This is a genomic window from Paenibacillus sp. Y660, from assembly GCF_057221575.1.
The window spans coordinates 24,501-50,204 of record NZ_JBXBBJ010000023.1 but is presented as its reverse complement, the minus strand read 5'-3'; the positions used below and the strand labels follow the sequence as shown (position 1 = coordinate 50,204).

Here is a 25,704-nt window from a genome sequence, read left to right as displayed (position 1 = left end):
ATAATATATGATTTTTTAGTAGTATAGAACTATAAATTGGAACAAATAACTTCATTTTGTCGAATAATGCCCGAAAATTGTCTGCGTTCGTCGACAAGTTATTACAAACTCCTTATAACTCAAAGAGTATAATAGATCCATTACCACATGAGTGCTAGATAAGGAGCGTGCCCCGAAGCGAGCTATGGACAAAAAACACTTGCTTATACAATTGCAGTCGCTGCGGCTAAAGCTTCATGAAATAGCCGAAGCACGCGGCAGTTTGACAGATCCGGATGTTCTGGCGATAAGCGTAGAGGCCGATCAACTTATTGTTGCGTTACAGCATATACAAAAAAACGAACTAACTCCTATAACAATACACCGCGACAATTAGCAGAGTCAGCTATTTCTCTCGCAGTCGACGGAAAAATTGTGTTAACAACGAAGCGCATTCAGACTGTAAAATACCACTAGTGAGCTCCGTTTCATGGTTGAAACGGGGCTCTTGCAGTAAGTTCATAAGCGTACCCGCACAACCCGCCTTCGGATCTGTTGTGCCATATACGACACGCTTTACCCGGGATTGAACAATTGCACCGGCACACATTGGACAAGGCTCCAACGTGACATACAATGTACAATCTAACAATCTCCAAGCGCCGATGCGTTCGCAGGCGTCACGAATGGCCACCATTTCAGCATGAGCGGTTGGATCAAACCGTGTCTCACGCAAATTGTAGCCTCTCCCGATAATTTCATTGTTTCTAACGATAACGGCTCCGATAGGCACCTCACCGATTTGCTCAGCTTTACTCGCTTCTGCGATGGCTTCCAGCATCCAATTTTGATCTTCAAGCTCTCTATTCATGAACAATAGCCCCTTTACAAAAAATCATTATACAGCGAACAAATATTCTGTTGTTAACATGTAGTGGATAACTTTGTGGACAACTAACATGATATGCACATAAATACTCACAATTTATTCAGTGCGGTACACAATGGCTGTTAGTAATGTGTATAAACTGTTAATAAAAACGCTGTCGAGTAAAAGGATGTGTCATTCATTGTCAATTAAGATGAAATTTTCCGTCTTGATTACGCTTATTGTATTGACGTTTTTCATATGTCATCACTTCCTAAGCGAATATTCGATGATTCGCGATTTGCGAGAGCAAACACGCCGTTCCATGGAGGATACCTCCATGTATATTGCGAATTCCTTAACTCCCTACGAGAATCAAGCTGGTACAGGATTCAATTCTGTCGAAGAAGACGGCTCAGGACCTGATCATATCTTTGACATCGTAAAATCATTAAATCCAAATATAAAGGAAATTACAGTATTTGAGCAAGGCTCGCTGTCTGTTTCTTTTGGAGCTTACTCCTATCTTGATTCCAAAGGCGACACTTCCATTATAGCCGATGTGAAGAACAAAGGCTTTGTACTCCGAGAAATGCAAATCAACGGAAAGATTTATTATCGGAGCTTCTATTACACGGAACAAATGGGCAATTATGTTGTAAGCGTCGTCTATGACTGTGAAGGAATGAAGGACCGTATTATTAAGGAACGCAACGATACGCTTTTCTACACAGCCATCATTATGGTGCTCGTGCTCAGCATTAGCTATTGGCTGGTCGGCGTCATGATTAGGCCGCTTAAGGATATTTTGTGGAAGGTGAATGAGGTATCTTCGGCACGCTTTCAGCAGCCGATTCGCATTAAGCGGAAGGATGAATTTGGGCTGCTTGCGCTCAAAGTCAATGCCATGTCGCAAAATTTAAGCATTTATATGAACAAGCTGCGCAAAGCATTTGAGGAAAACCGGCGTATGAAGGAGCATTTGGAATCCTTTATTAATCACACAAGCGATGCCATTCATCTTACTGACTTGGAAGGGAAGATCATTCAGGTAAACCGTGCATTCGAGCTGCTCTTCGGCTATGAGGAGGAAGAGGCGATCGGGCTCATCTATCCCGTTATTCCGCAGTCTCTTCAGGCGGAGGTGCGTCAAATGCTTAACCAGATATTATCGGGCAAGGTGTTTCCAGCACAAGAGACGATGCGAATCACCAAGGCAGGCGAGTTAATTCCTGTTAGCGTGACCATTTCGCCTATTCGGGATTCAGACGGAACGATTCGTGCATTTGCCAGCATTTCAAGAGACATGCGCAGCCGCAATAAGATGGAGGAGCTGCTGCGCAGGTCGGAGAAGCTAACGACAGTCGGGCAGCTTGCAGCAGGCGTTGCGCATGAAATTCGAAATCCGCTTACGACGCTGCGCGGCTTTCTGCAGCTGCAGCAGGAGAGCAAGAAGCTTGCGTTATCCCACGTAGCCCTCATGCTGTCTGAGCTGGACCGGATTAATCTGATCGTCGGAGAGTTTTTAATTTTAGCCAAGCCGCAAGCAACGAGGTTCGTAACCAAGGACGTGAGGAATGTCCTCCAGGATGTATTTGCATTAATGAACAGTGAAGCGCTGCTTCATAATATTGAGTTTCGTGTTTCCTTTACAGAGGAACAATGTCTGATTTCATGTGAGGAGAATCAATTAAAGCAGGTATTCATTAATTTGCTGAAAAATGCGATTGAAGCGATGCCGGGCGGCGGAGAAATCCATATCAATGTTGCATCCAAGCGTGAGCATATTTCAATTACAATAACAGATGAAGGAATGGGAATACCCGATGAAATGATACCCAATATCGGCGATCCTTTCTTTACTGGCAAGGAGACGGGAACCGGGCTTGGCATTATGGTAAGCCAGCGGATCATCAACAGCCATCGCGGCACGATGGATATTAAAAGCCAGGTGAACGTCGGAACAACGATACATGTCATGCTTCCAGCTTTGAAAGAAGAAGCGGAGAACGGTATACTAGAACAATAACAATAGATCGGGCTTCTCATGGGTCAAGAAAGGAGAGAATCTCGTTGAAGCAGAAATCAGGCACGAAGGAGCTAAGCTCGCCTCGTTCATCTCTAGGCGGAGAAACGGGCTACACCTCATTATTGGTTGGGGCAACCGGCTTGATTGGCTTAGCTTTACTCAAGCAGTTGATCCACGATCCGCTAGTGCGCAGCGTTACGGTACTTACTAGACGTCCTATAGAGGTGACAGGTCTAGGCCGTACGAGCGAGCTTGCCAAGCTGAATATAATAGTCGCATCTTTGGATGAGCTGGATCAGGCGCTGGAGCAGGTAAGCGCCGATGTTGTGTTTTGCACGCTTGGTACGACGATTAAGATTGCCAAAACACAAGAAGCGTTCCGGAAGGTGGATTACGAATATCCGCTTGCTCTGGCACGCTTCGCTGAGCGAACAAACGCTTCTTTATTTTCCGTCGTTACGGCAATGGGAGCATCCTCAAGCTCAAGTGTGTTTTACAGCCGGGTGAAGGGTGAACTGCAAGATGCGCTTGCCGGGCTTAGCATTCCGCATGTTCATGTATTTCAGCCTTCACTTCTGCTGGGTGAGAGGGCATCAGCTCGCCTTGGGGAATCTATCGGCGCTTGGGCCGCGAAAGGCTTGCGCTTCGCCATGGTTGGCCCGCTGCGCAAGTATCGGCCGATTAAAGGCGAGGATGTCGCGCGTGCGATGAACGTTGCAGCAAACGAGGCTATAATGAAGAAGGCTGAACGCACAGAGAATGCGGCAGGAGCTATGCACTATTATCCATCGGACAAAATTGCCGAATTGGCAGTACATACAACGGGGTGAAACAGCTTTGAGAATTAATAAGTTTATTAGTGAAACGGGTTATTGCTCCAGACGCGAGGCAGATAAGCTTGTAGACAGCGGTCGAGTGACGATTAATGGAGTTAAGGCGCAGTTAGGCAGTCAGGCTGAGCCAGGCGATGATGTGCGAGTGGATGGTCGTAAAATTGGCGAGCAGAAGCGCCATGTCTACATTGCGCTCAATAAGCCGGTTGGCATTACGAGTACGACAGAGCTTCATATTAAAGGAAATATTGTCGATTTTGTCGGTCATACGGAGCGTATTTTCCCGATTGGCAGGCTGGATAAGGACTCTGAAGGCTTGATCCTTCTCACGAATGACGGAGATATTGTGAATCCGATTCTTCGCTCGGAAGGCAAGCATGAGAAGGAGTATTTGGTCACGGTAGACAAGCCGGTAACGGAGGCATTTTTGAAAGGAATGGCAAGCGGCGTTCATATTTTGGGCAGCATGACGCTGCCTTGCGTCGTAACGAGGGTGACGGACCGCGTGTTCCGAATTATTTTGACGGAAGGACGCAATCGTCAAATTCGCAGAATGTGCGAAGCGTTCGGCTATCATGTGAGAAGGCTGCAGCGGCAGCGGATCATGAACATTCATTTGGGCGGGCTGCAGGTCGGAAAGTGGAGAGATTTGACCGAATCCGAGAAGGCTGCATTGTTTGAAACGTTAAGCTATGAACCCGTATAACCCATGCAAATGAAAATCCCCCGAACCGCACGCGTTAACCGTGCGGATCAGGGGATTTTTTTGATTGCTTATTTTACGGTAAGGTTTTGCGCATTGGTGGCGTCCGCATAGGTGTGAATAATGGAAACCTCGACGCGGCGGTTTTTGGCTTTGCCAGCAGCCGATTTGTTGTCGGCTACCGGACGATATTCGCCATAGCCGATGGCGCTGAAGCGCCCAGGCTTCAATTGTTTATTTTCGAGCAAAATATCCATGAAACGAATGGCCCGCATCGAGCTTAAATCCCAGTTCGACTTGAAGAAGACGGTCGAGATGGGGGTTGTATCCGTATGCCCCGAGACGATGACCTCGTAATCAGGATATTGCTGCAGCATCTTGCCGATGGCAATGGCGAGCGCCTTCGATTCTGGTTTAACGTTTGCTTGCGCCGGGGCAAATAATGCATTGTCGCTGATCGTGATCATTAGCTGGGAAAGATTCAGCTTCGTCTCCAGATCGGTTGTGAGGCTGTTCTTCTTGATATAAGCATCAACCTTCTTCTTCAGATCCTCAAGATCCTTCTGCTCCTGCTTCATGAGCGCTTCGCGAGCCTTCTCTTCCGTCTGCTCTTTGCTTTTCTCTTTGTTCTCGATTTTGCCGCCTTTTTCATCCTGCTTCTTGCCATCGTCTTCGCCGCTCTGTACGATGGCCGTTTCGGTAAGGAGACCGCTGCCCGTGCTAAGCGCAATGCTGAAGGCTTTGGACATTTCTTCAAATTTCTTCACATCGACGGAGTTCATGGAATACAACACTATAAAGAGCGCAAGCAGCAGGGTGAGCAAATCGGCATAAGGAATGAGCCAGGATTCATCAACATGCTCCTCGTGTTCTTCGTGTCTATGCTTTCTGCTCAAGCGATCCTTCCTCCTTCTCCCTCATCTTCAATCTTTCTGTAGGTGTAAGGAAAACAGACAGCTTCTGATTAATGGCAATAGTCGATACGCCGGATTGGATGGACAGAAGGCCTTCGACCATCATAAGGCGGATTTGAATCTCTTTCTTAGACATGCGTTTCAGCTTATTGGAAATGGGATGCCAAAGCACATAACCAGTGAAAATACCTAGCAGGGTAGCGATAAATGCACCGGCAATCGCGTGAGCAAGCTTGCTCATATCGCTCATCTCCGCAAGTGCGGCGATCAAGCCGACAACCGCGCCAAGAACCCCTAGCGTAGGCGCATAGGTACCGGCCTGCGTGAAGATAAGAGCGCCGGCTTTATGACGGTCCTCAGTCGCTGCGATATCCTCAAGCAATACGTCGCGTACGAAGTCTTGATCGTTGCCGTCAATAATCATACGCATGCCGTTCCGAAGGAACGTATCTTCAATTTCATCGACCTTTGCTTCCAGTGCAAGCAAGCCTTCGCGGCGAGTAATGGAAGCCCATTCCATGAAACGCTGTATCAATTCATCGCGCTGAGGAAGCTTTTGCTCTGTAAATACCATCTTGAGCAGCTTGCCTACTTTAGCGAGCTCAGACATGGGGAAGGCGATCATAACAGAAGCTATGGTTCCCAAAATAATAATCATATAGGCAGCGGGATTCAAAAGAGACGACAGGTGTGCTCCTTTTAAGACCATCCCTCCGAGTACAGCGACTAAACCTAGCACAAGACCGATAATTGTTGAATTTTTCATCATACACCCCGTCCAAATCATTTTCGACATTTCTCTACTTCTACTATTATCGTCAAATGGGTATTCTGAAGTTAGAGTAAAAGGAAGGATTTGAAGGCGAACCCGTTAAAATTTGATAAAATGCGGTAGAATAGTAGAGAGATGTGTACAAAAAATGACGATAGTAAAGGTGGTATATCCAAATGGGCGTTAGACATGCAAGAGAATACGCAGATATATTGAAGGATTTGACAACAGCAGTGGCTGAAATCGAGGGAAGCTATACGTTTTTTGAAATGGAGTCTGCTGAATGGGCTGTCCTGCCTGTCGAGGATCGGCTCGAGGTGATGGAGGCTTTGGCGGATGATGTTTTCTTCGGATTAGGCGAGAACCCCGTCATTGAGGTGGGCAGCGGTGTGATTACCTATAATAGCAAGCATCATATTATTGAGGTGTCGAATGACGATAAAGTAACACAAATTATTAGATTGATATAACAATCGACACATTCCTTCATAAATGGGCGGATTTCCTGTCGGATCTTTACAATTTATGTCGAGTACATTACAATATTACTCAGTGCATGACAGATAATTTAACGTAGAGTTCACATAGGGGGAGACCGCTATGAATGAGTGCCCATCATCGCTGCCGCTGCCGGAAGCACTTGGCTTAGACGGTGAAACGCTTGCCGCTTTTTATCAGCCCATTATAGCGATGGATACAAGAAAAATTATAGGTTATGAGGTGCTTGGCCGTGCAGTCAAAGGCGATTCGGTTCGCAGCCTCGGGCCTTTTTTCTGTAATGAGCAGGTTTCGGAAGAGGATCATATCGTCGTGGATCGGCTGTTGCGCGAGCAGGCATTCTCAACGCTGGCAATGACGGAAGAGAAGTCGATGCTGTTCATTAATTTGAAGCCGTCTTGGATTTATCGGTATGAGGAGAACGGCGAGCTCTACACGTTGTCGCTGCTTGACAAGTACGGCATTGATCCGAAGCAAATTGTGATTGAGATCACCGAGGAGAGCTTTCACGGTTCAATGGAGGGACTTCGCGCCGTTGTTGATATTTATCGCTCGCGAGGCTGTTTAATTGCAATCGATGATGTTGGAAGCGGCTTCAGCAGCACGGACCGCATTGCGCATATTCAGCCTAATTTGCTCAAAATTGATATTCATATGATCAAGAAGAGCGCGACGCATGACGGTTATTTCGGCGTGCTTCGCTCCTTCTCCGATCTAGCGGAGCAAATTGGAGCGTCGCTGCTTGTCGAAGGCGTTGAGACGCGTGAGGATTTAGCCCGCTCGATTCAGGCCGGCGCCCGTTATGTGCAGGGCTTTATGTTCGCAAGAGCAGAGCCGCAGTTCCGTGAGCCTGATTGCTTCGCGCCTATTATTGAGTCGGAGCTTGAGCAGCGCCTGCTGCATTTCGTAGGGGCTGAGCGCTATTGGCAAAGAAAATCCGAGCAACTCGCGGAGCAGCTTGTCGAGCTGGTGAATAAGGCGAGTGTACTGGAGCAGAAGGATGAGTGGATTGAGCTTATCTTGCACAAGCTTTACGATCATTGTATAAGAGTATATTTGTGCAATGAGGACGGCATTCAGCTGTCCTCCAATTATTATCGCGTATCGGACAAGGATTGGCTGCGCGAGGAGCAGTACCGCGGCGCGAACTGGAGCTGGCGGCCATATTTTGTGCCTAACCTCGTACTGCTGAACGAGAACCGCCGTGCTATCGTGTCTCGCGCCTATACAGATCTGGAATCTCACGCTTGGATTCGAACCGTTTCGGTGCTTATTGCACCCGGACTTATTTTATTTATGGATTTAAAGGATACGGAACGGGAAGCCCAGCGTCTCTAATGGCCGGAAAGCTCTTCGTAAACCATGCAATGGCATTCGGCAAAGCCAGTGGGGGTCGAGCGCGAATAAGTGTCCGTAATGCGGAAGCCGGCGCGTTCGTAGGCACGAGCTGCCCGCGTGTTCCAAGTGAGCACCTCTAGGTCAATTTCATTTTGCGGAGCGCGTCGCTTTGCTTCTGCAATAATGAGCCTTGTGAAGGCGGGGCCGAGTCCATGGCCGCAGAGGTCGGGACGCAGACCAAGGCCAAGCCGGGTTACTCCCGTTAAAGGGAAAAATTGCGCAAAACCAATTAGCTTCTGTTGACCACATAGAACTGCAGCATATTGCGCTGCGCGAAGGACGGGATCGCCAAATTCGATTCCGTCCTTTTTCATTTGCTTCCAATCGGGCCAATTGTAAATATCGTAAGGCGCTTCATAAATCCAGCTGCATATTTCCTCGGCATGACTCGTTTCAAGCGGACATATGGTCATATCAAGCGGATCTCGTTTATAATGGTTGGAGCTTTGTTTGTTCTTCACATCAGTCGCCTCCGATCGATCCATTCGTTTAAAGTGAAGAATGAATGAAACAAATTTATTATAGCAGATAGACGCAGCGAGAACGTGCGTATATAAGGAGAACCGTAAGCATGAAAAAGTTACTTTGGCTTGGCTGCTTGTCTTACTTGATCATTGGCGTTGCCCATGTCGTGGGCGGGACTATTTTGGAACAGCTCATCGATCATTATGGCTTGACCTATAAAGACGGCGGGCAATGGATTATGAACCAGTTTCTTGGATTTCTGGTGGGTGTGCTGCTTGCGCCGTCCATAACGACAAGAATCGGGAAGAGGGGGGCTGTGCTGCTCGCGATCGGTATATTGACGCTTAGCGAGGCAGCTTATAGTCTATTGCTCCCTTGGGGCTGGATGCTCGCGATTGCACCGCTTGCGGGATTTGGCTTCGGCATGACGGAGGCAGTCGTCGGCGCGATGATTATCGACCTGGCAAAGAACGGAAAGGCCTCGGCCATGAGCAGGCTGGAAACTTTTTTTGGCGTAGGCGCATTATTGATCCCGATTGCAGCGGCTTATCTGATTCAACAGAGCGTCTGGCAGGTTTCTTTCCCGATATTGGCTGCGATGTCAGGCATTACGTTCGTTCTCTGGCTGACGATGTCGTTCGGGGAGCTGGACGAGCAGCTGGGATATATTCCGAGAGCTGCGGCAGAGCAGGACAAAGCGAACAAAGCTGCCGATTCGGTTGCCGCTTCTGCTTCGGAATCATCTGCCTTCTTTGGTTATCCGCGCAAAGCGTTGCCGTTTCTGCTATTATCGGCGTTATTTTTTATGATTTATGTTGGCATGGAAATGAGCTTCTCCAACTATTTGCCGTCTATTCTTATCGTCCGCTCAGGCGTGGAGGAATCGAGTGCGGCAGCCGCGCTCAGCCTGTTCTGGGGGACGATGGTGCTTGGGCGTCTATTTGCAGGCGTGCTTGCTGATCGGATGGGGTATTCGCGTTATTTGCTCATCGCTACGGCTGGCGCCTCGGTCGTCTTTGTTTTTATGGCGATTATGGGGCAGCTCAGCTGGATGCTGGCATTGGTCGCGCTAAGCGGCTTGTTCTTCTCAGGCATCTTCGGCATCGCCCTTGTTTATGCCAATGAGCTTATCCCGGGAATGACCGAGCGGACAACAAGCTTGCTGGTCGCATGCGGCGGCCTTGGCGGCGCTATTTTCCCAAGAGTGACCGGCTGGTTTATGGACCAGTATAACGTACAGTCTACGCTATGGTATATTAGCTTGCTGGTCGTGCTGATGCTTCTTCTGCTGGCGGCTATGCTCGTGCTGGGAAGAAGAGAGGCGCAGCGCGGGTTATAGCTCAAGAAAAAACCTCCACATTCGCTGTTTCAAAGCGGCGGTGGAGGTTTATTTATTAATAATTCAATATAAGGCATGCTTGTCTAAAACGATAGTCCGCTAAGGACGATGCAGCTCCAGCTATTTGAGTATGGTCTTGTACACCTCGATGGCTCGCGCGCGCGACGCTTTTAGATCCACGATGGCGCCGCTTTGCGGCTTATGAATCTCTTTGTCCGAGAGATGTGCGAGATGGGGCAGCCAGCGCCGGATGTAGCTGCCGCTAGGATCATGGGTGCGCGACTGCGTCTCGGGATTCATGATGCGGAAGTAAGGCGCTGCATCATAGCCTAGCGATGAGCACCACAGCCAGCCGCCGCGATTAAGCGCATTGTCATAGTCGCTTAAGTGAAGGCGGAAATGCTGCTCCCCAAGCGTAAACGGACAAAGCAGGTTTTTCGTTAGAAACATGGCCGTTACCATTCGCAGCCGATTCGGAAGATCCCCCGTGCGGTTCAGCTGCGTCATAGCCGCGTCGATGATCGGAATGCCAGTGGCAGCGGCAGACCATGCCGCAAGATAAGCATCAGAGAGCGGTGACAAGTTCGCCAGCTGCTCGTAACGGAAGAAATCTTCATGGTACATGGCCTGGTACAAGTAGAAATCACGCCAAGCCAGCTGACGGATCCATGCTTCGGCACCGGGCAAGCCCTGCGTAAGCTCGTAGGACTGACGCGCCGATATAGCGCCGGTGTTCAAGAAGCGAGCGAGCCCGCTAGTATGCTCCTCCGTGTAGATGTCCCGACTATCCGCATAAGAGGCGAGTCGCTCGCGTGCAAAGCGATCCAGCTTAGCTGACGATTTCTGTGAGCCTTCTACTCTCGTGCCGCCAAGCGAGTGTGAAATGGCATCCGGCAGCGCGAATTGCAGAGCGACCTTGGTGTTGATTTCGCTTAAGGTCGCGAGATCCTGAATCGTCGTCTCGCCCGCCTTGCTGTAGTACTCTTGCATATAGCTGCTCCACATGCGGTAGAAAGGCGTAAACACCTTGTAAGGCTCGGATCGCCGAGCATACGCAGGGAAAGCTTCCAAATCGGCCAGCGGCGCATCAGCAATCGATATCCAGCGGCGATTCATGGCTCGGACGGTTAGCTGAAGCCGCTCGTCGCGCCGGCGGGAGTAAGGCGTGTAGTCGGCATGGGCGATAACCTCATCTATCGGATGCGCCTCTAAGAGCGCTTCGGTAATCGAAGCGGGATCGCCATGCAGGACATGCAGCTCTTTCCCCGCCTTGGAATAGCTGTGCAGCAGGGAGGCGGCTTGCGCCATAAAATTACGGCCGCTGTGACTGTTTAATCTGCCTCCGTCCGTGAGGACAGGATCTATGATTAGCAAATGAATGCCCTGCGAATCCTTATTTCTCAAATAATCGAATGCGCGCAAATCTTCGGTACGCAAATCCTTGCGATGAATAAACAAATACATTGAGACTGCTCCTTCCCCTTAGCGGCGCAATAACAGCAAAGCCGCATGTCATTTGTCGCTTGAGGACAAACAACTGCGGCTTTGCTGAGTGAGTCTACCCGTGCAACTCTCATACAGAGAGGGAATAGGTTACTCTATTGTCCGTCGGCGTATGCTTGGAAAGAATCTGCATCCATAACACGACGAGCAGTTATAAAACGATTTTCATAATAGGAGGAGTTAAGTTTGTCTGTCACAACGCCTCTGCTAGAAGAGGAATGTGTAAACTTGCCATCTCCTATGTAAATGCCTACGTGGGATACCGTGCTGTTGTTTCCGCCAACTGTGTCGAAGAAAACAAGGTCTCCCGGAATAAGGTCCTCTTTAGCAACCTTATCGCCTGATTTTGCTTGCGAGCCGGATGTGCGTGGAAGCTCGATGCCCATTTTTTCGAACACATAGCTCGTAAATCCGGAGCAATCAAAGCCTTTCGACGACGTTCCGCCGCTTTTGTACGGTGAACCGATAAGATCATTGATGAAGCCGTTTAGTTTTGAGTCTGCGAAAGCGCTCCCAGCCTGGAAAGCGAGTACGAGAACGAGACCCAGTAGTAATGCGGTAACCTTTTTCAATTGTGAAACTCCTTCCAATGCCGACGAGGTTAGCTGTGGGGTTCGGTTGAAGGCTCCCTATGACTCCTCAGGCGCTGACAAACGTCAAACGTCGGAATCAATTCACCCAGAGTGGTTCCCCCGTTTTCCAAATAGGAAATTAGGCAGTTTTTTATTGCTCCTGAGAATTATTCGATTATTTTCATTGATCTCCTGCCTTTCCTGACTATTTCTAATAATTCTCATGTAACCTTTTGACTATTTGCTTCGTTTAACCGTTTATTGTGTAAAATAAACACTCATCACTAGTTCTTTCTAACTAAATGCAATGACTCAATTTCATTAATTATGTGGATCTGTTGTAAAATATACCGATTTGTCCCCTTGGCATCCTGTCTTAAAGACTATTCAATCATGCGGATAATGGCGGTATGATAGCATTTTGCGGAGAAAGATTAAAAAACTCTCATGCGAAGAATGACGAGTTAAAAAATTCAGTTTGCGGCATGAAAAAGGAGCCGTCCCTCAAGATCTATCATCTTGAAAGACAACTCCATCTACATGTAGACAAGCTATTATTTCGCAGTAATGATTTTTTCAGAGATGAGCTGCGGGCCTTCGTTCTTTTGCTCCATCCAGAACCGGAGCTTGTATTTGCCTGAAAACTTAAATTCATAGGAGACAAGCTTGGAGCTGAACCAGAAGGTATCCTTTTCGACAAACTCCTTGAAATCAACATCAGATTGGCTGCGGCCGTCAATGGTCGTTTCTTTATCGTTAGGATCGACAATCGTGACCTTGAATTCAGAGATGGCAACGTTCAAATTATCGATTTGCGCCTGCACCAAAAACTTCTGAACCGTACCTTTATCAACTTGCCCAAACATCGTCCGCTTCTCATTCATCAGAAACATATGAACATTGGGCTTCTGAATGACAAGCTTCTTATCGCTCCCCTTCCACTGCGTAAAAGCCTGCAGGGAATCGCTTAAGGAACGAATATTGATATAAACCTTATCATCAACTAATAAACCATCTTCAATGGATTGCTTATTATTAAAAAGCAGCGTTACTTTTTGTAACATTTTGTCTGCTGCAACCAATGAACCGCCCGATAAGAGCAAAACCATGGATAATAAAATCAGTTTTTTGCGCATCATTTATGTGTATCCTCCATTGTTCATTTACTTTCATCTATATATACAGAAATTGCATGATTTAGTTGCGGTCTATTTTGAAAATAAAAAAAGCCTCGTATCCACAATAATTTGTGGAGCCGAAGGCTTCTTCAGGTTAGGATTGTTTCGTCTGTAGACAATCGTACTGCGCGGCTATGGTCCATACCTTCACTACTGTTTTTACGAGGTAATAGCCTTGATGAAGGATGAGCGCGAACAAGCCGGCCCAGAGCATCGATAAGCTGGTGACAACGAGCCCGGCAGCTGCTCCGATCCCCCACATGATGAGTGAAATGGCTGCGAAGGAGATAAAGTTTCGAAGAGCCTTCCATAAGGAACGGAATACGCCTTCGCCCGATGTGGCGCCGAATTGCATAGCTAGAAACAGCAGATGCAGCACCGTACCCCACAGCAGCCACAGGCCGGCCCCAGGCAGCACCGCTCCCAGCAGCTCTGGAATGGAGCCGCTCTCCAGAAGCGCATCGAAGCCGCGCGGGAGCAGCCACCAAGCGGGAGCCAGCGATAAGACGCTTTCCATCCAGTACAGAAGCACAACAGGCTTCCAGTTTTTGCGAATGCCCTCAAGGAAGCGGGTTCCTCCGACTAATCTCGTTTGATTCAGCGAGTAGAACAGACCGGCGTTAAACAAGGGCGTTAGCAGCATTCTAATAACCATGAGGCTGCCGAGGGTCCACACATACGGAGTGATCAAATCGGTCTTGAACAGCTGGAACTGGGCTTCGGTCAAGAAGAGCTGGGCAGCGGTGTCGGACGGATAGGAGCTCGGATACCGCCGCAGCAGCGGCGAGACGACCGAATCAATGAAGCGATAGAGGAAAAACCCCCATAGCAGCTGATACAAAAATAATAAAATAACAAGATAAAAATGTTTAACCGCGAGTTGCCAGCCTTGCTTCACATGTATCTTCATCGTTTATCGCTCCTTGAACGCAATTACTTACCAGCTCAGCGACCCGAGCAGCCCTTCGAGCAGCTTGACTGCGCCAATGCTCCACCTCGTGCGCTTATCCTCCGGCAGCTCGGCCTGCATATAGTTGTTGATAAGCTTATTGTCGAGTACGTTGCTGTGACCCGGATCGATCATTGCCCATTTGAGCGGCGCGGAATGCAGCTGCGTATATTGAACGTGAGATTCTTCGGCATTCCATAGCTTCGTTAATTTATTGCCGTCGGTGAACTGCAAAACGACCTTGATCTCGCCGTTGCTGCCGCCGTTCTTCTTGACGAGCACGACTGACTCGTACATATTGGCGCCATCTTGCGCAACCGGGCGAACGCGGATCGATTCGACCGAGAAATCGGCCATTTGGTCGTCGTACACATATTGGCTGAAATAATCATGCCATCTCGCCTTCGTCACCGTCTCTACGACACGCTGGAAGTCGGCAGTGGAAGGATGCTTAAACTTATATTTTTGGAAATAGGTCCGTAAAATCTTTTGCATCGTTCTGGAGCCAACTTGATTCTCAATGCCAACGAGCACGAGCTTCGCTCGCATGTATACGTTCTCGGCGTATTGCGTGTGGCTGCCGTATGCCCAGGATGGCTGCTTGAGCGGCGCAGGATTGGTCATGTAGCTGGCTTCCATAGGCAGATTCGCTTCCATTCCATACGCGGTCTCCATGACCTTGTCCTCGGCGTAGGACGTGAATCCCTCGTCCAGCCAAGCTTCCTCGAATTCATTGGAGGCGACCATGCCGTACCAATATTGATGGCCGATCTCATGCACGACCGTTCGCTCCAAATCGTAGCCGGGATTTTCCTTCTCGGCTGCGAATGCGGTAATGAGCGTTGGATATTCCATGCCGCCAGCACCGTTAGCCCCTTTGGGAGGCACGACGATCGACAGCGTGCTGTAAGGGTATTCGCCATACCATTTCGCATAGCTTGCGAGCACGGATTTGGCTGCATGCATATAACGATCCTTCAGCTTGGCATGGCTCGGATCCAGATAGAGCTTAATCCGTACTCCAGGTATGCCCGTATCGGAGTAGGCGGTTTCCTCATAGACGAAGTCCGGTGACGCCGACCATGCAAAGTCATGAACGTCATCGGCATAAAATTGGTAAACCTTCATTTGATCCTTGATTTCAATAGCCTTCGTCTGGAAGCCGGTTGCCGCAACCGTGTAGGCCTCGGGTACTTTAATCCGAACGCTGTATATGCCAAAGTCGCTGTAAAATTCGGAGTTTCCATGGTATTGATGGACGTTCCACCCTTCGGAGGTTCGACCTCTCGTGCCGACTGTCTCGTAAACCGAGATTTTGGGAAACCATTGCCCCGCCATGACAAAATTACCGGAGTAGCCCATTCTTGCGAATACCTCGGGCAGCTTCACCTCGTACCCCATGCGCAGCGTAACGGACTTGCCTGGAGCAACTGGCTCTGGCAGCCGTACTTTGGCTAAAGTGAAGTCATTCGTATTGCCGTCGTCGGGCTGCACGTATTGCAGACGAGGCAGTAGACTTTCGCCATTTAGCGTTTCCAGCGTATTCAGCTTCATAAAGCCTTGGCTGTTCGTAGTTGCTTTGTCCTGGCGCAGCTTGCCGCCTGATTCCTTCATAAACGTTGATTTGTCTGATTGGAAGGCATTCGGGTAAAGATTGAAATAGAGCTCGGACACTGTTTTTTTGCCGGGGTTGGTCCAGGTTACGGTCTGATCGCCATTCAAGCGCTTCGCATCATCAAGCAAATGAACGTTGATATGGTACTCAACGACACGTTTGCTGAGCGCTTGCGGCTTAGGTGTCATAACCGTATTCGGCTCCTGTACAAGCGGCGGCTTGGACGAATTTTGAGCAGGGGCAGGTGCTTGCTTGGCTTTGGCGGCGGGGGCGAAAGCATAGGTATATTGGGATTGCCAAGCAGTCCCGAAGCCATGCTGCACAGACAAGCCGAGCAGTACAGCTGCGAGTATTACGAGTAAAATGCGTTTGAAATAGCGTGGAGTCATTGAACGTTTCCCTCCCGTTGACAAGCATCTACAGCATGTATATGTTTGCTTTTCAAGGATTATTAGCTAAAATGGAATTATTGTATGGGGGAAGGTGTGAATACGCATGACGGAAGAACAAGGACAGCCGGCCGAGCCGGAAAAGAAGGAAAAGAAATCACTGTCGCTCAACGTAGTGAGCAGCAAAAAACATAAAGGCTTTGGAGCAGGAACGATCGATTTGAGCGCCGTAGCTTGTGTAATCATTGATGATGGCGTCGCTTATATCGATGTTGGCGCGATGCATGCGAAGAGTAAGGTCGAGCGCGGCATTAAGTTTACGCCGAATAAAGAGGATACGCCGAATGGCCGTCAATGCTGGATCGTATGGGTTGCAGTCGACCGCAATGAGGAAGGGTCCTATTATGCAGGCGCGACAGCATGTGAGATGCTGATCGATACCGAGGCTCGCCGTGGATGGAAGATCCTTCCCGACCACGTGAACAAGCTGGATCAGGCGCTCAAACGGCGCTATAATTTGACTGAGCTTGGCGATGTGGAGAGAGCGGCGCTTCGCAAGCTGCTTGTGGAGCATAACGAGGAGTGGTGGGATCGTTCCCCGGAAGAGCTTAAGCAAGACTTGAACGTTTAACAGCGTGCGGTGCTCGTGCCCGGCAGGAGCATAACGTCAATAAAGGATGAGAACCTCATCGTTCGTAGAGCTACTCTTGCGAATGATGAGGTTTTCCGCGTTGTTGGAGGCTCACCGGAAACGAATAAAAAGTTTTTTGGCTGCATGTGCAGGGTATGATGGGCGAGCTGTCGTCTATAAGATTGGGAAGGAGGGGAGCGACATTCAAGACGAGGATTGGATCAGAACGGTACAAGAGGGCGGGCCCGAGCATTATGGCCCTTTCGTACAGGCATATGGTCCTTATATATATAGAACAGTCTTCGCGGTACTTCATTCACCGCATGATGCGGAGGATATCACGCAGGAAGTGCTGCTGCAAATTTATCGCTCCCTTCCGAATTGCCGATTGGATGGGCTTAAGACATGGATTACCCGCATTGCCGTTAATCGAGCGATCGATTTCAAGCGAAGCAAAGCCCGAAGGCCGGAAGAGCTGATTGATAGCGAGGAAATGTCGGACAAGCTGCAAGAGGCTGCCGCCTCAATGCCGGCAGCCGAGCAGCTCGCCATTGAGCAGGAGGACAGGCAGCACGTTCGCGAACGGGTTGAAGAAATGCCGGATAATTATCGTGAAGTCGTAACCGCTTATTATATGGAAGACAAATCATATGAACAAATTGCGGCTGAGACGGGCCTGGAACTCAAAAGCGTAGAGTCAAGGCTTTACCGCGCAAGAAGCTGGATGAGGCGCCATTGGCGGAAGGAGGATTTCGAGTGAGAAATGAGCATATAACGCCGGATCAAATGTTTTGCTATGTAAACGACGCCCTAAATGAGGTTGAGCGTATGCAGGCGGAGCAGCATCTGACTGCTTGCGATTCTTGCTTGCAGCTATTTATAGCGATCATGGAATCAACCGAGAATGAAGCGTCTCTTCGCCCGCCGGATATGGAGCTAATGGAGGAGCGTGTCTTGGCGCAGCTAGTAAGCGAGCAGGTGCTTCATAGTGAACAGGCTGAACAACCGAGCACGGCCAGCCCTTTGCAGAAGAAGCCTCGCCGTCTCCATCAATGGCTGCAGCATCCAGCAACGCATTATACAATTGCCGCCTCGATAACGCTGCTGCTGCTTGCCAGCGGCACCTTTGCCACCTTCTCTCAGAAGCTGGCGCAGATCGACGTGAATTTGAACGTAAATTTGAATGTAAATGTTAAGCCAGCAGAGCCGCCGAAGCAGCCAGAAGCTGCTACTGAGCGATCAGAATCATGGTCGGACAAAATGGTCGACCAGACCGGATCATGGCTGGATGGGCTTCGAGCGACACGTTATAAATAATAAGACAAGGAAAGGAATGAATCAGCAATGAGCAAAAGCCCCTTAGCGGCGTTTTTACTTTCGTTTATACCAGGCGCAGGGCATGCCTATATTGGCCGTCCGGTACGCGCCGTCTTGTATGGTGGAGCTTTCTGTGGCCCACTAGGATTGCTTCTTCTATTGGCGATTACAAATTCATCGTTCTTCGATGACGGGTTTGGTTATTTCCTGCTGTTTGTCGCGATAGCAAGCGGGATGATTAACATGATCGATATGATCCTCACCCTTTTACTGGGAAAAGGGCCTCTGGGGGGGCAAGTGAACCACCACAATCCCTATGATCCTTATGCCGAGCATAGTGCTGGTTATGTGCCGTTAAATCTGGAATACCAGCGTGAGAAGACGCGTACGATTATGCTCTCCTTTATTCCGGGGCTTGGGCATATGAGTATCGGGCTCATGCAGCGCGGCATTACGTTTATGATCTCGTTCATTGGCTGGTTTGCGATTATCGTCTTCTTGAGCACGATCACGCATAGAGCTGAGCTGCTGGTCTTCTTGCTGGCGCTGCCCGTCATATGGGTATACAGCATGTTTGACGCGATCGGCAAGCTGCATGCCAAGCAGCGCGGGGAAATTCTCGTTGACCGCGCCATATTCGAGGATATGGAGTCGTACATCTCCTCCGGGCGCAAAAGCAAGGTGCTGGCGATTGCCTTGTCGATTTTCCCAGGTGCGGGCCATCTCTATTTGGGCTTGCAGAAGCGGGGACTTCAGCTCATGGGCGGCTTCCTCTTGACCATTTATATTATGGACAATATGCGCTTGTCGCTGTTTTTCTTCCTTCTTCCGCTGTTCTGGTGCTTCGCATTCTTTGATGCGCTGCAGCAGACGTCTCGCTACGAGCGTCAGACGCTTGTCGATGAGCCGGTATTGACGCAGCTTGTCCCCTATCAGCGCTGGTTCGGCATCGCACTGCTTTGTTTTGGCGTTTACTACTTGCTGGATCAAGTGGCACTAGAGGCAACTTATCGCATTTCGGAAAAATTGTATTCGCAATACAAGCAGCTCAAGTATATGGTCCCAACGGTTGTAGTGGCGTTCATCATGATTATGATTGGCCAGCGTCTAGCCTTTGGAAGAAATAAAATGACGAATATAGGAAAAGGGGCTGGGGCTCCGCCTGCGACCCCTACGTCGCTCAGCAAGCGAGAGGAGGAGTCGCGGTGAGTACAGTGAACCTATCTAATCCGGCGGTTCAAGCACCAGACGGCATACGCACCTGGCGCGTCGGCTCGTTGTCCATGGGCGTGACGCTGATGCTCATGGGTACTGCGCTGGCGGTATCCCTTTGGCAAAATATCGAAGCCTATGACGTGCTCATGTGGGTAGCGCCGATTGTTTTTATTATGCTGGGCGCAGAGCTGCTGCTCTATCTGAAGTTTTCCAGCAGCGAGCGGGCAATCGTGCGTTATGACTGGATAAGCGTCTTTTTTGTCGGGGTGATCGGAACCGCAAGCCTCGGGCTCTCCCTGCTTATGTCGACCGGCTTATTCGATGAGCTTCAGCGCGGGCTGCAAATGTCGCAGCGTTCGGCGTTTGTTGACGCCAAAGCGGTGAAGGTGCCTGCGGAGATCGAGAAAATCGTCATCCATTCGTTAAGCAGCGTAGAATATGGGGAGACCGATACGCGCGAGCTGAAGCTTTTTGGACAGGTAAGTTACTGGTCCGCCGAGAAGCTGGAGAGCTTGGATCATAAAATGATGCAAACCAATATCGTCGGCAAGACGATGTACGTCATGATTGGGTCGGTTGAACACCGCGATGGCGGGTTCGTCTCCGACACCGTTAACGCGGAGCTCACGCTCACTGTACCGAAGGGCGTCGAGGTTGTGCAGCGAGGCCGGTGATCCCAAAAGCAGTATGCTCGCTGGGAAGATAGCTCGCTTTGAATGGACTGTTGGAAGTGAAAAAAATAGCGGTACAGGGGGCTATTCCTGTACCGCTATTTTTCTATTCAGGTCTATGGTTGCTTGGCTTCATGAGATTGTGGACAAGCGAAAGTCTCCCACCCTCCAGGTTTACCTATGGCATGCCACGAAGCAGGAATCGGCAGAATCCACGGTTCTTCTGTAGTCTCGGGTTCAATCATGCATGGGGCTGAGCCCTCTTGAGTCACCTTTAACGGGAAAAACTCCCGTTATTTCAACTAGTTTTTGGCAAAAATAAGGTTTAGATGGATTTTCTCCCGTTAATATCTCGCTTTTGACCCTATTTCGGTGTATGTGTTCCGATTAACGGGAGTTTTTCCAGCTACATGAACGAACTGACGTATTATTAGGAAAATAGATGGAGTTTTTCCTGTTCATTCCACAAAACTGAAATGACTTGAGCTAGCATTTTATTTCAAACATACGGGTTAGAACAATGAGCGCTGGAATAAGCGAAAAAGCCAGTGGAAAGTAAGGTTAAGGAGCGAATGACAGGAGCTCCAGGACTCTCAACCAGCTGGTTGAAAAATTTCATAGATAGGAACAAGTTAACGAACAGAATTGGGTTGTTCCCATTCCGTGTGAACACTTTTGGGACAGCCCCATTTTGATTTAGGGGCTCATCTGCTCAGAATATCCATGACCTGCGCAACAGGAGCGAGAATGCGGTAGGAGCCGCGCAGAGGGACGTAGCCAAGCTTGCGATTGATGTGAAGGATTGGTTCGTTGAGCGAATCATTGTCCGTTCGAATATACGAGGCGCGATTCAGTTGTGCAAGCTCTATCGCTTTTATTTTTAGAGCAAGCGCTACCTTCTTGCCGCGATAGGCTCTGCTCACGGCGGTATATTCATGATACATGCCGTTGGATTTAGCATTATGCAAAACGTTCGTAATGCCGATGAAGGCATCACCGTCCGCTGCGATGATGACCCGCTCAGGCGCATAGCCGTCCACCTTCAAATACCATTTGCGCCATTCTCCAAATTCGGGCACATCACCCATGAAGCCGGGGATATCCACCAGCGTCTCCTTATAGAGCTCATACAGCTTTCGCTCGCTTTCCTCACCGGGCTCATCGGCTAGCGTTAGAAAGCGCAGCCCTGCTGGTTCGGGCATAGCGGGAATATCCGCTAGAGGCTTTCCTTCATCGCTGCCGAGCTGCAGAAGCGATTGAAACGCGTGGCGCTCGATAACGAAGGCTCTCCGATTCGCAAAGCGGAGCGCATCCTCGTTGTCATCCCATACTTCCGTTATCAGCGTGGTTGCGCCGATTTTCAGCGCCCATTGCGAAGCGTGATGAAGCAGAAGCTGCCCTATTCCGCGATTGCGGTGCGCCGCATCCACGACAAGTGTGTTGCACAAATAACCCGGCTCTGTCCATGGTGCTCGCCATGACCAGATATAGCCGACCATTTCTCCGCTCTCCGTAACCGCAACCCGGCGCTCCCGATCGTATCCGGCGAGCAGCCCGTTCTCATCCATCCAGGTGTGCCCGACCTCTTTAAGCTTCTGGTCCGCCTCATGCAGATTAGCTGCTGTAGTCGGCTCTGACCATACTTGATTCAACAATTCCGCAAGCTGCTCATAATCATCCGGCAGCTGCAGAGGACGAAGCTTGATTGACATGGTTGTTGCCTCGCTTTCATTTGAACAATCCTTAACCAGATTATCCCACGTGGTGCTCAAGCGTCGAAAGGGAAAGTTTGGCTATAATCAAAAAAGCTGTGCCACCGTTAGTTAACGATGGCACAGCCTTTATTAGGTGTATTATCTACGGCTGCTGATGATCAGCCAACTGCATTGTAAGTCATAATCCAGATGGAGCCGGCGACGATCGTCAGCAAGATGACGAGGCCGAATATTAGCGCCATGAGGTTGAAGCGGGGCTTCTCCTCGTCACGGATGTGCATGAAGAAGATCAGCTGAACAGCGAACTGCAAGATCGCCATGATGAGAATGAGCACGGTCGTAGCCGTTTTGCTCAGCATATCATTCATGACGACAACGAGCGGAATGATCGTCAGAATGATCGAGAATAGAAAACCGATGACGTAAGACTTCATCGACCCGCCATGGGAGCCGTGCGCATCCTGCGCATGCGTGTTATGCTTCTCCATCCTACATCACCCCCATCAAGTAAACGATCGTGAATACGAAGATCCATACGACGTCCAAGAAATGCCAGTACAAGCTGATAATGCTTACTTTGCGCTTGGTGACCGGAGTGATGCCGCGGCGGCTAAGCTGAAGCATCAGCGCGACCATCCAGACGAGACCGACCGATACGTGAAGTCCATGCGTCCCGACGAGGACGTAGAAGGCTGACCAATAGGCGCTCGTTCCAATATTAGCGCCCTCATGCACCAAGTGCATGAACTCGTTGACCTCTAGAAAGACGAACGATGCGCCTAGCAATGCGGTAATCCCGAGCCAGAGAATCAAGCCGCGCTTGTTCCCCTTGTTCATTTCAAGAACGGCAATACCGCTCGTGAAGCTGCTTGTCAGGAGAATGAAGGTCGAAATGATAATGCCGTTCATTTCGAGCAAATCCGCACCTGTCGGTCCGCCGTCCGTATTGAGACGAAGGACGACAAAGGTAGCGAACAACGTACCGAATAAAATAACGTCGGTTATTAGAAACAGCCAGAAGCCGAACAACTTCATCGATTCTTGATCGTGATGGTCATCATGGTGACCGCCGCCGTGACCGGCACCGTGTCCGCCATGCGCTCCTGCTGGAGTGGAAACTGCATGTGCCATTATTTTGTCCCCCTTAACGCTGCTTCCGTGCGCTCAATCTCATCTACCGGAATGTAGTAATCGGTATCGTAGGAGAACGAACGAACAAGCATACATATGGCTACGCCGATTAGACCCGGTATCGCCATCCACAGCCAATCCCATACGAACCCGAAGCCAGCTGTAAACCAGCATAGCGACATGATGAACGGGATGCCTGAGTTTTTAGGCATATGAATCGGCTCAAGCGGAGCGAGCGGCTTTGCAGGCTGCCCATTTGCAATGCGCTGCTTCTCTTCCCACCACTCGTCTTGGCTCGTAACCTGCGGCAAGCGAGCAAAGTTATAAAGCGGCGCAGGCGAAGGAATGGACCATTCCAGCGTACGGCCATCCCATGCGTCGCCGTCTTTTTCTTTCTTGAAAAACTTGATGCTGTGCGCGATTTGCCACACTTGGAAAATAAACGCGATACCCATTAAGAACGCACCTACAGTGGATACAACGTTAAGCGGCTGCCAACCCATATCGAAGTCGTATGCGTTGAAGCGGCGTGTCATACCCATCAAGCCAAGCGCGTATTGCGGCATGAAACAAACGTAGAAGCCGATGTTCCAGAACCAGAATGCCCATTTGCCAAGTCCCTCATGCAGGCGGAAGCCGAACATTTTTGGCCACCAGTAGTAGAGACCTGCGAAGTAACCGAACACGACACCGCCGATAAGCACCTGATGGAAATGCGCGATCAGGAAGTAGCTGTTATGGAACTGGAAGTCAGCCGGTGCAACCGATAGGAGCACCCCGGTCATCCCGCCTACAACGAAGCACGGTATGAACGCAATGGTCCACATCATCGGAGTGGAGAACTTAATTCGGCCTCGATACATCGTAAACAGCCAGTTGAACACTTTTACCCCGGTCGGTATAGCGATCAGCATCGTCGTTAAAGCAAAGAATGCGTTGACGTTGGCGCCGGAGCCCATCGTGAAGAAGTGATGCGCCCAAGTGAAGAAGGAGAAGAAGCTGATCGACATAAGGGCGAATACCATCGATTTGTAGCCGAAGAGCTTTTTCTTCGAGAACGCCGAGACGACCTCGGAGAATATGCCGAATGCCGGCAAAATAACGATATATACTTCGGGATGTCCCCACATCCAGATGAGGTTGATGTACATCATCGGATTGCCGCCGCCGTCGAGCGTAAAGAAATGCGCGCCGAGATAGCGGTCAATGAATAGAAGGAACAGCGTAACGGTCAAAATCGGGAATGCGAACATAATCGTAATACAAGACGAGAGCACCGACCATACGAACATCGGCATTTGCATAAGCTTCATGCCTGGCGCACGCATTTTTAAGATCGTGACGACAAAGTTAATACCGGTTGCCAAGGAGCCGATACCTGAAATCTGAATACCCCAGATATAGAAGTCCTGTCCGAGTCCCGGACTGCCCGAGAGCTCAGAGAGCGGCGGATATGCGAGCCAGCCTGCATCAGGCGAGCCGCCGATAATAAAGGAAACGTTAAACAGCATCGCTCCAAAGAAGAACATCCAGAAGCTTAGGGAGTTCAGGAACGGAAAGGCGACGTCGCGCGCTCCGATTTGCAGAGGAACGACGATATTGAATAGACCGAACATAAGCGGCATGGCCATGAACAGAATCATGATTACGCCATGTGTTGTGAATATCTGGTTATAATGCTCCGGAACCAGGAACTCGAGCTCCGGTGCGGCTAGCTGAACCCGCATGAGCAGCGCATCGACGCCGCCGCGGAACAGCATAAGGATGGAGGCGATGATGTACATGATGCCGATCTTCTTATGATCGACACTTGTCAGCCATTCCGTCCAAAGCCAGCGCCATTTTTTGAAAAAGGTAAGAACGAATATGATTGCGACAATCGACAATCCAATCGACACTTGAGCCCCTAGAATAAGCGGATCGCCAGTAACGAAAAATTCGGATGCGAAGTCTTTAATTTTGTCTAACATTTGGGGTCCTCCTAAAAGTTTGTGGAACAAACTCGCTTCAAAAGCATTCGCTTGTTACTGGTTTAATGACCCGCATGGCTATGTGCGTTAGAGTCATTGCTGCTTGCGTCCGTGTCAGCCGGTGCTTTCTCTTCATCAGCGGCTGCCGGAGCCGTTGCTGCTTCGTCGCCATGATGCTGATGAGCACCGCCGCCGCCATTTATATACTGCATGACGACTTTATTGAACAAGCCTTCAGGGAAGCTGGAGAAAAGCTGTACGTCCGATGTGCTTGGCTCGGTTAGCTTCTCGAAGCCTTCCATTGTCAGAGCTGGAGACGACGCTTTTACTTCGCTTACCCACGCCTTATAATTTTCCTCCGAGGTAGCATCGACCTTAAAGGTCATTTTCGCAAAATCTTTACCCGTGAAGTTTGCGCCGGAGCCATAATAGCTGCCTTGCTCATCTGCTTGGAGGAATAGGGTCATGGCCATGCCGGACATGGAATAAATTTGCCCGCCGAGCTGTGGAACCCAGAAGGAGTTCATCGACGTGTCGGCCGTTACTTGAAACTTAATCGGCACATCTTCCGGTATCTTGATGTAGTTGACCGTCGCGATATCCTCATCGGGATATTTGAACAGCCACTTCCAGTCAAGTGATGTGACCTGAATGGTAATGGGCGCCTTAGCCGATTCAATCGGTTTGGAAGGCTCAAGCGCATAGGTGTATTTAACAGTGACGATAGCAAGGATTAGGATGGCTACGATCGGAATGCTCCACCACGTAATCTCAAGCTTCGTGCTATGCTCCCAGTTTGGCTTATAAGAAGCCTTGCTGCCTGGTTTATCGCGGTACCGCCAGACGATAACGGCCGTCAGGATGAGTACAGGCACGATGATAACCGCACACAGAATGGTAGAAAAATAAATCAAGTCTTTTTGAGACTCGCCGATTGGCCCTTTCGGATCGAGCACAATGTATTGCTCGCCGCAGCCGGAGAGCAGAACGGCCATTAACATAATAAGTACGGGTGTCAGCATGCGAAGATACGGTCTCATCATCAGTTCA

General features: G+C 49.6%; 26 protein-coding genes and 1 riboswitch. Of the genes, 12 read left to right on the top strand and 14 right to left on the bottom strand.

Going from position 1 to position 25,704, the window contains the following annotated elements; translation table 11 throughout:
* Positions 1-184: 184 nt before the first annotated feature.
* Positions 185-376 (top strand): Spo0E family sporulation regulatory protein-aspartic acid phosphatase, encoded by a 192-nt coding sequence (locus AC2TDN_RS20960; protein WP_482069309.1) that lies wholly within the window; start codon positions 185-187, stop codon positions 374-376.
* 9 nt (positions 377-385) lie between these two features.
* On the opposite strand, the gene tadA is transcribed toward AC2TDN_RS20960, so the two are convergent.
* The gene (gene tadA, locus AC2TDN_RS20955; RefSeq protein ID WP_482069310.1) at positions 386-850 is read right to left on the bottom strand and encodes a tRNA adenosine(34) deaminase TadA; all 465 of its coding nucleotides are present in this window, start codon (positions 848-850) and stop codon (positions 386-388) included.
* Between the two features lie 199 nt (positions 851-1,049).
* On the opposite strand from tadA, the gene AC2TDN_RS20950 reads away from it, so the two are divergent.
* Genes AC2TDN_RS20950 through rluF form a run of 3 tightly spaced genes read left to right on the top strand, consistent with a single transcriptional unit; the run spans position 1,050 to position 4,415 of the window.
* Complete coding sequence (locus tag AC2TDN_RS20950) at positions 1,050-2,876, top strand: ATP-binding protein (RefSeq protein WP_484690070.1); 1,827 nt, start codon at positions 1,050-1,052, stop codon at positions 2,874-2,876.
* 44 nt (positions 2,877-2,920) lie between these two features.
* Positions 2,921-3,706 carry an NAD(P)H-binding protein gene (locus AC2TDN_RS20945; protein WP_484690069.1) on the top strand — a complete coding sequence of 262 codons (786 nt, stop codon included), beginning with the start codon at positions 2,921-2,923 and terminating at the stop codon, positions 3,704-3,706.
* 7 nt (positions 3,707-3,713) lie between these two features.
* Complete coding sequence (rluF, locus tag AC2TDN_RS20940; protein WP_482069313.1) at positions 3,714-4,415, top strand: 23S rRNA pseudouridine(2604) synthase RluF; 702 nt, start codon at positions 3,714-3,716, stop codon at positions 4,413-4,415.
* A 68-nt stretch (positions 4,416-4,483) separates the two neighbouring features.
* Here the strand turns inward: rluF and AC2TDN_RS20935 are convergent, their stop codons facing one another.
* Entirely contained in the window at positions 4,484-5,308 is an 825-nt protein-coding gene (locus AC2TDN_RS20935; RefSeq protein ID WP_484690068.1) for a flagellar motor protein MotB, read from the bottom strand.
* On the bottom strand, positions 5,292-6,092 hold the full coding sequence (motA, locus tag AC2TDN_RS20930; RefSeq protein ID WP_482069352.1) for a flagellar motor stator protein MotA: 801 nt from the start codon (positions 6,090-6,092) through the stop codon (positions 5,292-5,294). The genes AC2TDN_RS20935 and motA overlap by 17 nt, the downstream gene beginning before the upstream one ends.
* Positions 6,093-6,274: 182 nt before the next feature.
* On the opposite strand from motA, the gene AC2TDN_RS20925 reads away from it, so the two are divergent.
* Both AC2TDN_RS20925 and AC2TDN_RS20920 read left to right on the top strand, forming a co-directional pair.
* Positions 6,275-6,568 (top strand): hypothetical protein, encoded by a 294-nt coding sequence (locus tag AC2TDN_RS20925; RefSeq protein ID WP_484690067.1) that lies wholly within the window; start codon positions 6,275-6,277, stop codon positions 6,566-6,568.
* 130 nt (positions 6,569-6,698) lie between these two features.
* Entirely contained in the window at positions 6,699-7,934 is a 1,236-nt protein-coding gene (locus AC2TDN_RS20920; RefSeq protein WP_484690066.1) for an EAL domain-containing protein, read from the top strand.
* On the opposite strand, the gene AC2TDN_RS20915 is transcribed toward AC2TDN_RS20920, so the two are convergent.
* Entirely contained in the window at positions 7,931-8,407 is a 477-nt protein-coding gene (locus AC2TDN_RS20915) for a GNAT family N-acetyltransferase (protein ID WP_484690085.1), read from the bottom strand. The two genes, AC2TDN_RS20920 and AC2TDN_RS20915, sit on opposite strands and share 4 nt — an antisense overlap.
* Positions 8,408-8,565: 158 nt before the next feature.
* Between AC2TDN_RS20915 and AC2TDN_RS20910 the strand changes: the two genes are divergently transcribed.
* A complete protein-coding gene (locus tag AC2TDN_RS20910) occupies positions 8,566-9,798 on the top strand; it encodes an MFS transporter (RefSeq protein WP_482069317.1) in 1,233 nt (410 codons plus the stop codon).
* Positions 9,799-9,918: 120 nt separating this feature from the next.
* Here AC2TDN_RS20910 and AC2TDN_RS20905 read toward each other — a convergent pair whose 3' ends face one another.
* The 5 genes from AC2TDN_RS20905 to AC2TDN_RS20885 form a co-directional block, all read right to left on the bottom strand.
* The gene (locus tag AC2TDN_RS20905; RefSeq protein ID WP_482069318.1) at positions 9,919-11,262 is read right to left on the bottom strand and encodes an FAD-binding domain-containing protein; all 1,344 of its coding nucleotides are present in this window, start codon (positions 11,260-11,262) and stop codon (positions 9,919-9,921) included.
* A 134-nt stretch (positions 11,263-11,396) separates the two neighbouring features.
* Complete coding sequence (locus tag AC2TDN_RS20900) at positions 11,397-11,873, bottom strand: C40 family peptidase (RefSeq protein WP_484690065.1); 477 nt, start codon at positions 11,871-11,873, stop codon at positions 11,397-11,399.
* A 3-nt stretch (positions 11,874-11,876) separates the two neighbouring features.
* Positions 11,877-12,029: riboswitch (cyclic di-AMP (ydaO/yuaA leader) on the bottom strand.
* Between the two features lie 398 nt (positions 12,030-12,427).
* Positions 12,428-13,012: a hypothetical protein gene (locus AC2TDN_RS20895; RefSeq protein ID WP_482069320.1), complete on the bottom strand. Its 585-nt coding sequence runs from the start codon at positions 13,010-13,012 to the stop codon at positions 12,428-12,430.
* Between the two features lie 133 nt (positions 13,013-13,145).
* Positions 13,146-13,961, bottom strand: a complete 816-nt coding sequence (locus tag AC2TDN_RS20890; protein WP_484690064.1) for a hypothetical protein — start codon at positions 13,959-13,961, stop codon at positions 13,146-13,148.
* Between the two features lie 27 nt (positions 13,962-13,988).
* Positions 13,989-16,004, bottom strand: a complete 2,016-nt coding sequence (locus tag AC2TDN_RS20885; RefSeq protein WP_484690063.1) for a M1 family metallopeptidase — start codon at positions 16,002-16,004, stop codon at positions 13,989-13,991.
* 106 nt (positions 16,005-16,110) lie between these two features.
* On the opposite strand from AC2TDN_RS20885, the gene AC2TDN_RS20880 reads away from it, so the two are divergent.
* The 5 genes from AC2TDN_RS20880 (at position 16,111) to AC2TDN_RS20860 (ending at position 19,841) form a co-directional block, all read left to right on the top strand.
* Complete coding sequence (locus AC2TDN_RS20880; protein WP_482069323.1) at positions 16,111-16,635, top strand: YwhD family protein; 525 nt, start codon at positions 16,111-16,113, stop codon at positions 16,633-16,635.
* Between the two features lie 82 nt (positions 16,636-16,717).
* Complete coding sequence (locus AC2TDN_RS20875; protein WP_484690062.1) at positions 16,718-17,395, top strand: RNA polymerase sigma factor; 678 nt, start codon at positions 16,718-16,720, stop codon at positions 17,393-17,395.
* Complete coding sequence (locus tag AC2TDN_RS20870; RefSeq protein ID WP_484690061.1) at positions 17,392-17,952, top strand: hypothetical protein; 561 nt, start codon at positions 17,392-17,394, stop codon at positions 17,950-17,952. The genes AC2TDN_RS20875 and AC2TDN_RS20870 overlap by 4 nt, the downstream gene beginning before the upstream one ends.
* 27 nt (positions 17,953-17,979) lie before the next feature.
* Complete coding sequence (locus AC2TDN_RS20865) at positions 17,980-19,161, top strand: hypothetical protein (RefSeq protein WP_484690060.1); 1,182 nt, start codon at positions 17,980-17,982, stop codon at positions 19,159-19,161.
* A complete protein-coding gene (locus AC2TDN_RS20860; protein WP_484690059.1) occupies positions 19,158-19,841 on the top strand; it encodes a hypothetical protein in 684 nt (227 codons plus the stop codon). The genes AC2TDN_RS20865 and AC2TDN_RS20860 overlap by 4 nt, the downstream gene beginning before the upstream one ends.
* 701 nt (positions 19,842-20,542) lie before the next feature.
* Here AC2TDN_RS20860 and AC2TDN_RS20855 read toward each other — a convergent pair.
* The 5 genes from AC2TDN_RS20855 to cyoA form a co-directional block, all read right to left on the bottom strand.
* Entirely contained in the window at positions 20,543-21,550 is a 1,008-nt protein-coding gene (locus AC2TDN_RS20855) for a GNAT family N-acetyltransferase (protein WP_482069328.1), read from the bottom strand.
* A gap of 161 nt (positions 21,551-21,711) precedes the next feature.
* Positions 21,712-22,041 carry a cytochrome o ubiquinol oxidase subunit IV gene (gene cyoD / locus AC2TDN_RS20850; protein ID WP_482069329.1) on the bottom strand — a complete coding sequence of 110 codons (330 nt, stop codon included), beginning with the start codon at positions 22,039-22,041 and terminating at the stop codon, positions 21,712-21,714.
* A gap of 1 nt (position 22,042) precedes the next feature.
* A complete protein-coding gene (gene cyoC / locus AC2TDN_RS20845) occupies positions 22,043-22,684 on the bottom strand; it encodes a cytochrome o ubiquinol oxidase subunit III (RefSeq protein ID WP_484690058.1) in 642 nt (213 codons plus the stop codon).
* On the bottom strand, positions 22,684-24,654 hold the full coding sequence (locus AC2TDN_RS20840; RefSeq protein ID WP_484690057.1) for a cbb3-type cytochrome c oxidase subunit I: 1,971 nt from the start codon (positions 24,652-24,654) through the stop codon (positions 22,684-22,686). The genes cyoC and AC2TDN_RS20840 overlap by 1 nt, the downstream gene beginning before the upstream one ends.
* A 62-nt stretch (positions 24,655-24,716) precedes the next feature.
* Entirely contained in the window at positions 24,717-25,697 is a 981-nt protein-coding gene (gene cyoA / locus AC2TDN_RS20835; protein ID WP_482069332.1) for a ubiquinol oxidase subunit II, read from the bottom strand.
* Positions 25,698-25,704: the final 7 nt, after the last annotated feature.

Bases quoted from the DNA above. Each gene is read 5' to 3' on its own strand.
- AC2TDN_RS20960 (WP_482069309.1), top strand. From the start codon at position 185: ATGGACAAAAAACACTTGCTTATACAATTGCAGTCGCTGCGGCTAAAG.
- tadA (WP_482069310.1), bottom strand. From the start codon at position 850: ATGAATAGAGAGCTTGAAGATCAAAATTGGATGCTGGAAGCCATCGCA.
- motA (WP_482069352.1), bottom strand. From the start codon at position 6,092: ATGAAAAATTCAACAATTATCGGTCTTGTGCTAGGTTTAGTCGCTGTA.
- AC2TDN_RS20925 (WP_484690067.1), top strand. From the start codon at position 6,275: ATGGGCGTTAGACATGCAAGAGAATACGCAGATATATTGAAGGATTTG.
- AC2TDN_RS20920 (WP_484690066.1), top strand. From the start codon at position 6,699: ATGAATGAGTGCCCATCATCGCTGCCGCTGCCGGAAGCACTTGGCTTA.
- AC2TDN_RS20915 (WP_484690085.1), bottom strand. From the start codon at position 8,407: ATGACCATATGTCCGCTTGAAACGAGTCATGCCGAGGAAATATGCAGC.
- AC2TDN_RS20910 (WP_482069317.1), top strand. From the start codon at position 8,566: ATGAAAAAGTTACTTTGGCTTGGCTGCTTGTCTTACTTGATCATTGGC.
- AC2TDN_RS20905 (WP_482069318.1), bottom strand. From the start codon at position 11,262: ATGTATTTGTTTATTCATCGCAAGGATTTGCGTACCGAAGATTTGCGC.
- AC2TDN_RS20895 (WP_482069320.1), bottom strand. From the start codon at position 13,012: ATGATGCGCAAAAAACTGATTTTATTATCCATGGTTTTGCTCTTATCG.
- AC2TDN_RS20890 (WP_484690064.1), bottom strand. From the start codon at position 13,961: ATGAAGATACATGTGAAGCAAGGCTGGCAACTCGCGGTTAAACATTTT.
- AC2TDN_RS20885 (WP_484690063.1), bottom strand. From the start codon at position 16,004: ATGACTCCACGCTATTTCAAACGCATTTTACTCGTAATACTCGCAGCT.
- AC2TDN_RS20880 (WP_482069323.1), top strand. From the start codon at position 16,111: ATGACGGAAGAACAAGGACAGCCGGCCGAGCCGGAAAAGAAGGAAAAG.
- AC2TDN_RS20875 (WP_484690062.1), top strand. From the start codon at position 16,718: ATGATGAGGTTTTCCGCGTTGTTGGAGGCTCACCGGAAACGAATAAAA.
- AC2TDN_RS20865 (WP_484690060.1), top strand. From the start codon at position 17,980: ATGAGCAAAAGCCCCTTAGCGGCGTTTTTACTTTCGTTTATACCAGGC.
- AC2TDN_RS20855 (WP_482069328.1), bottom strand. From the start codon at position 21,550: ATGTCAATCAAGCTTCGTCCTCTGCAGCTGCCGGATGATTATGAGCAG.
- cyoD (WP_482069329.1), bottom strand. From the start codon at position 22,041: ATGGAGAAGCATAACACGCATGCGCAGGATGCGCACGGCTCCCATGGC.
- cyoC (WP_484690058.1), bottom strand. From the start codon at position 22,684: ATGGCACATGCAGTTTCCACTCCAGCAGGAGCGCATGGCGGACACGGT.
- AC2TDN_RS20840 (WP_484690057.1), bottom strand. From the start codon at position 24,654: ATGTTAGACAAAATTAAAGACTTCGCATCCGAATTTTTCGTTACTGGC.
- cyoA (WP_482069332.1), bottom strand. From the start codon at position 25,697: ATGATGAGACCGTATCTTCGCATGCTGACACCCGTACTTATTATGTTA.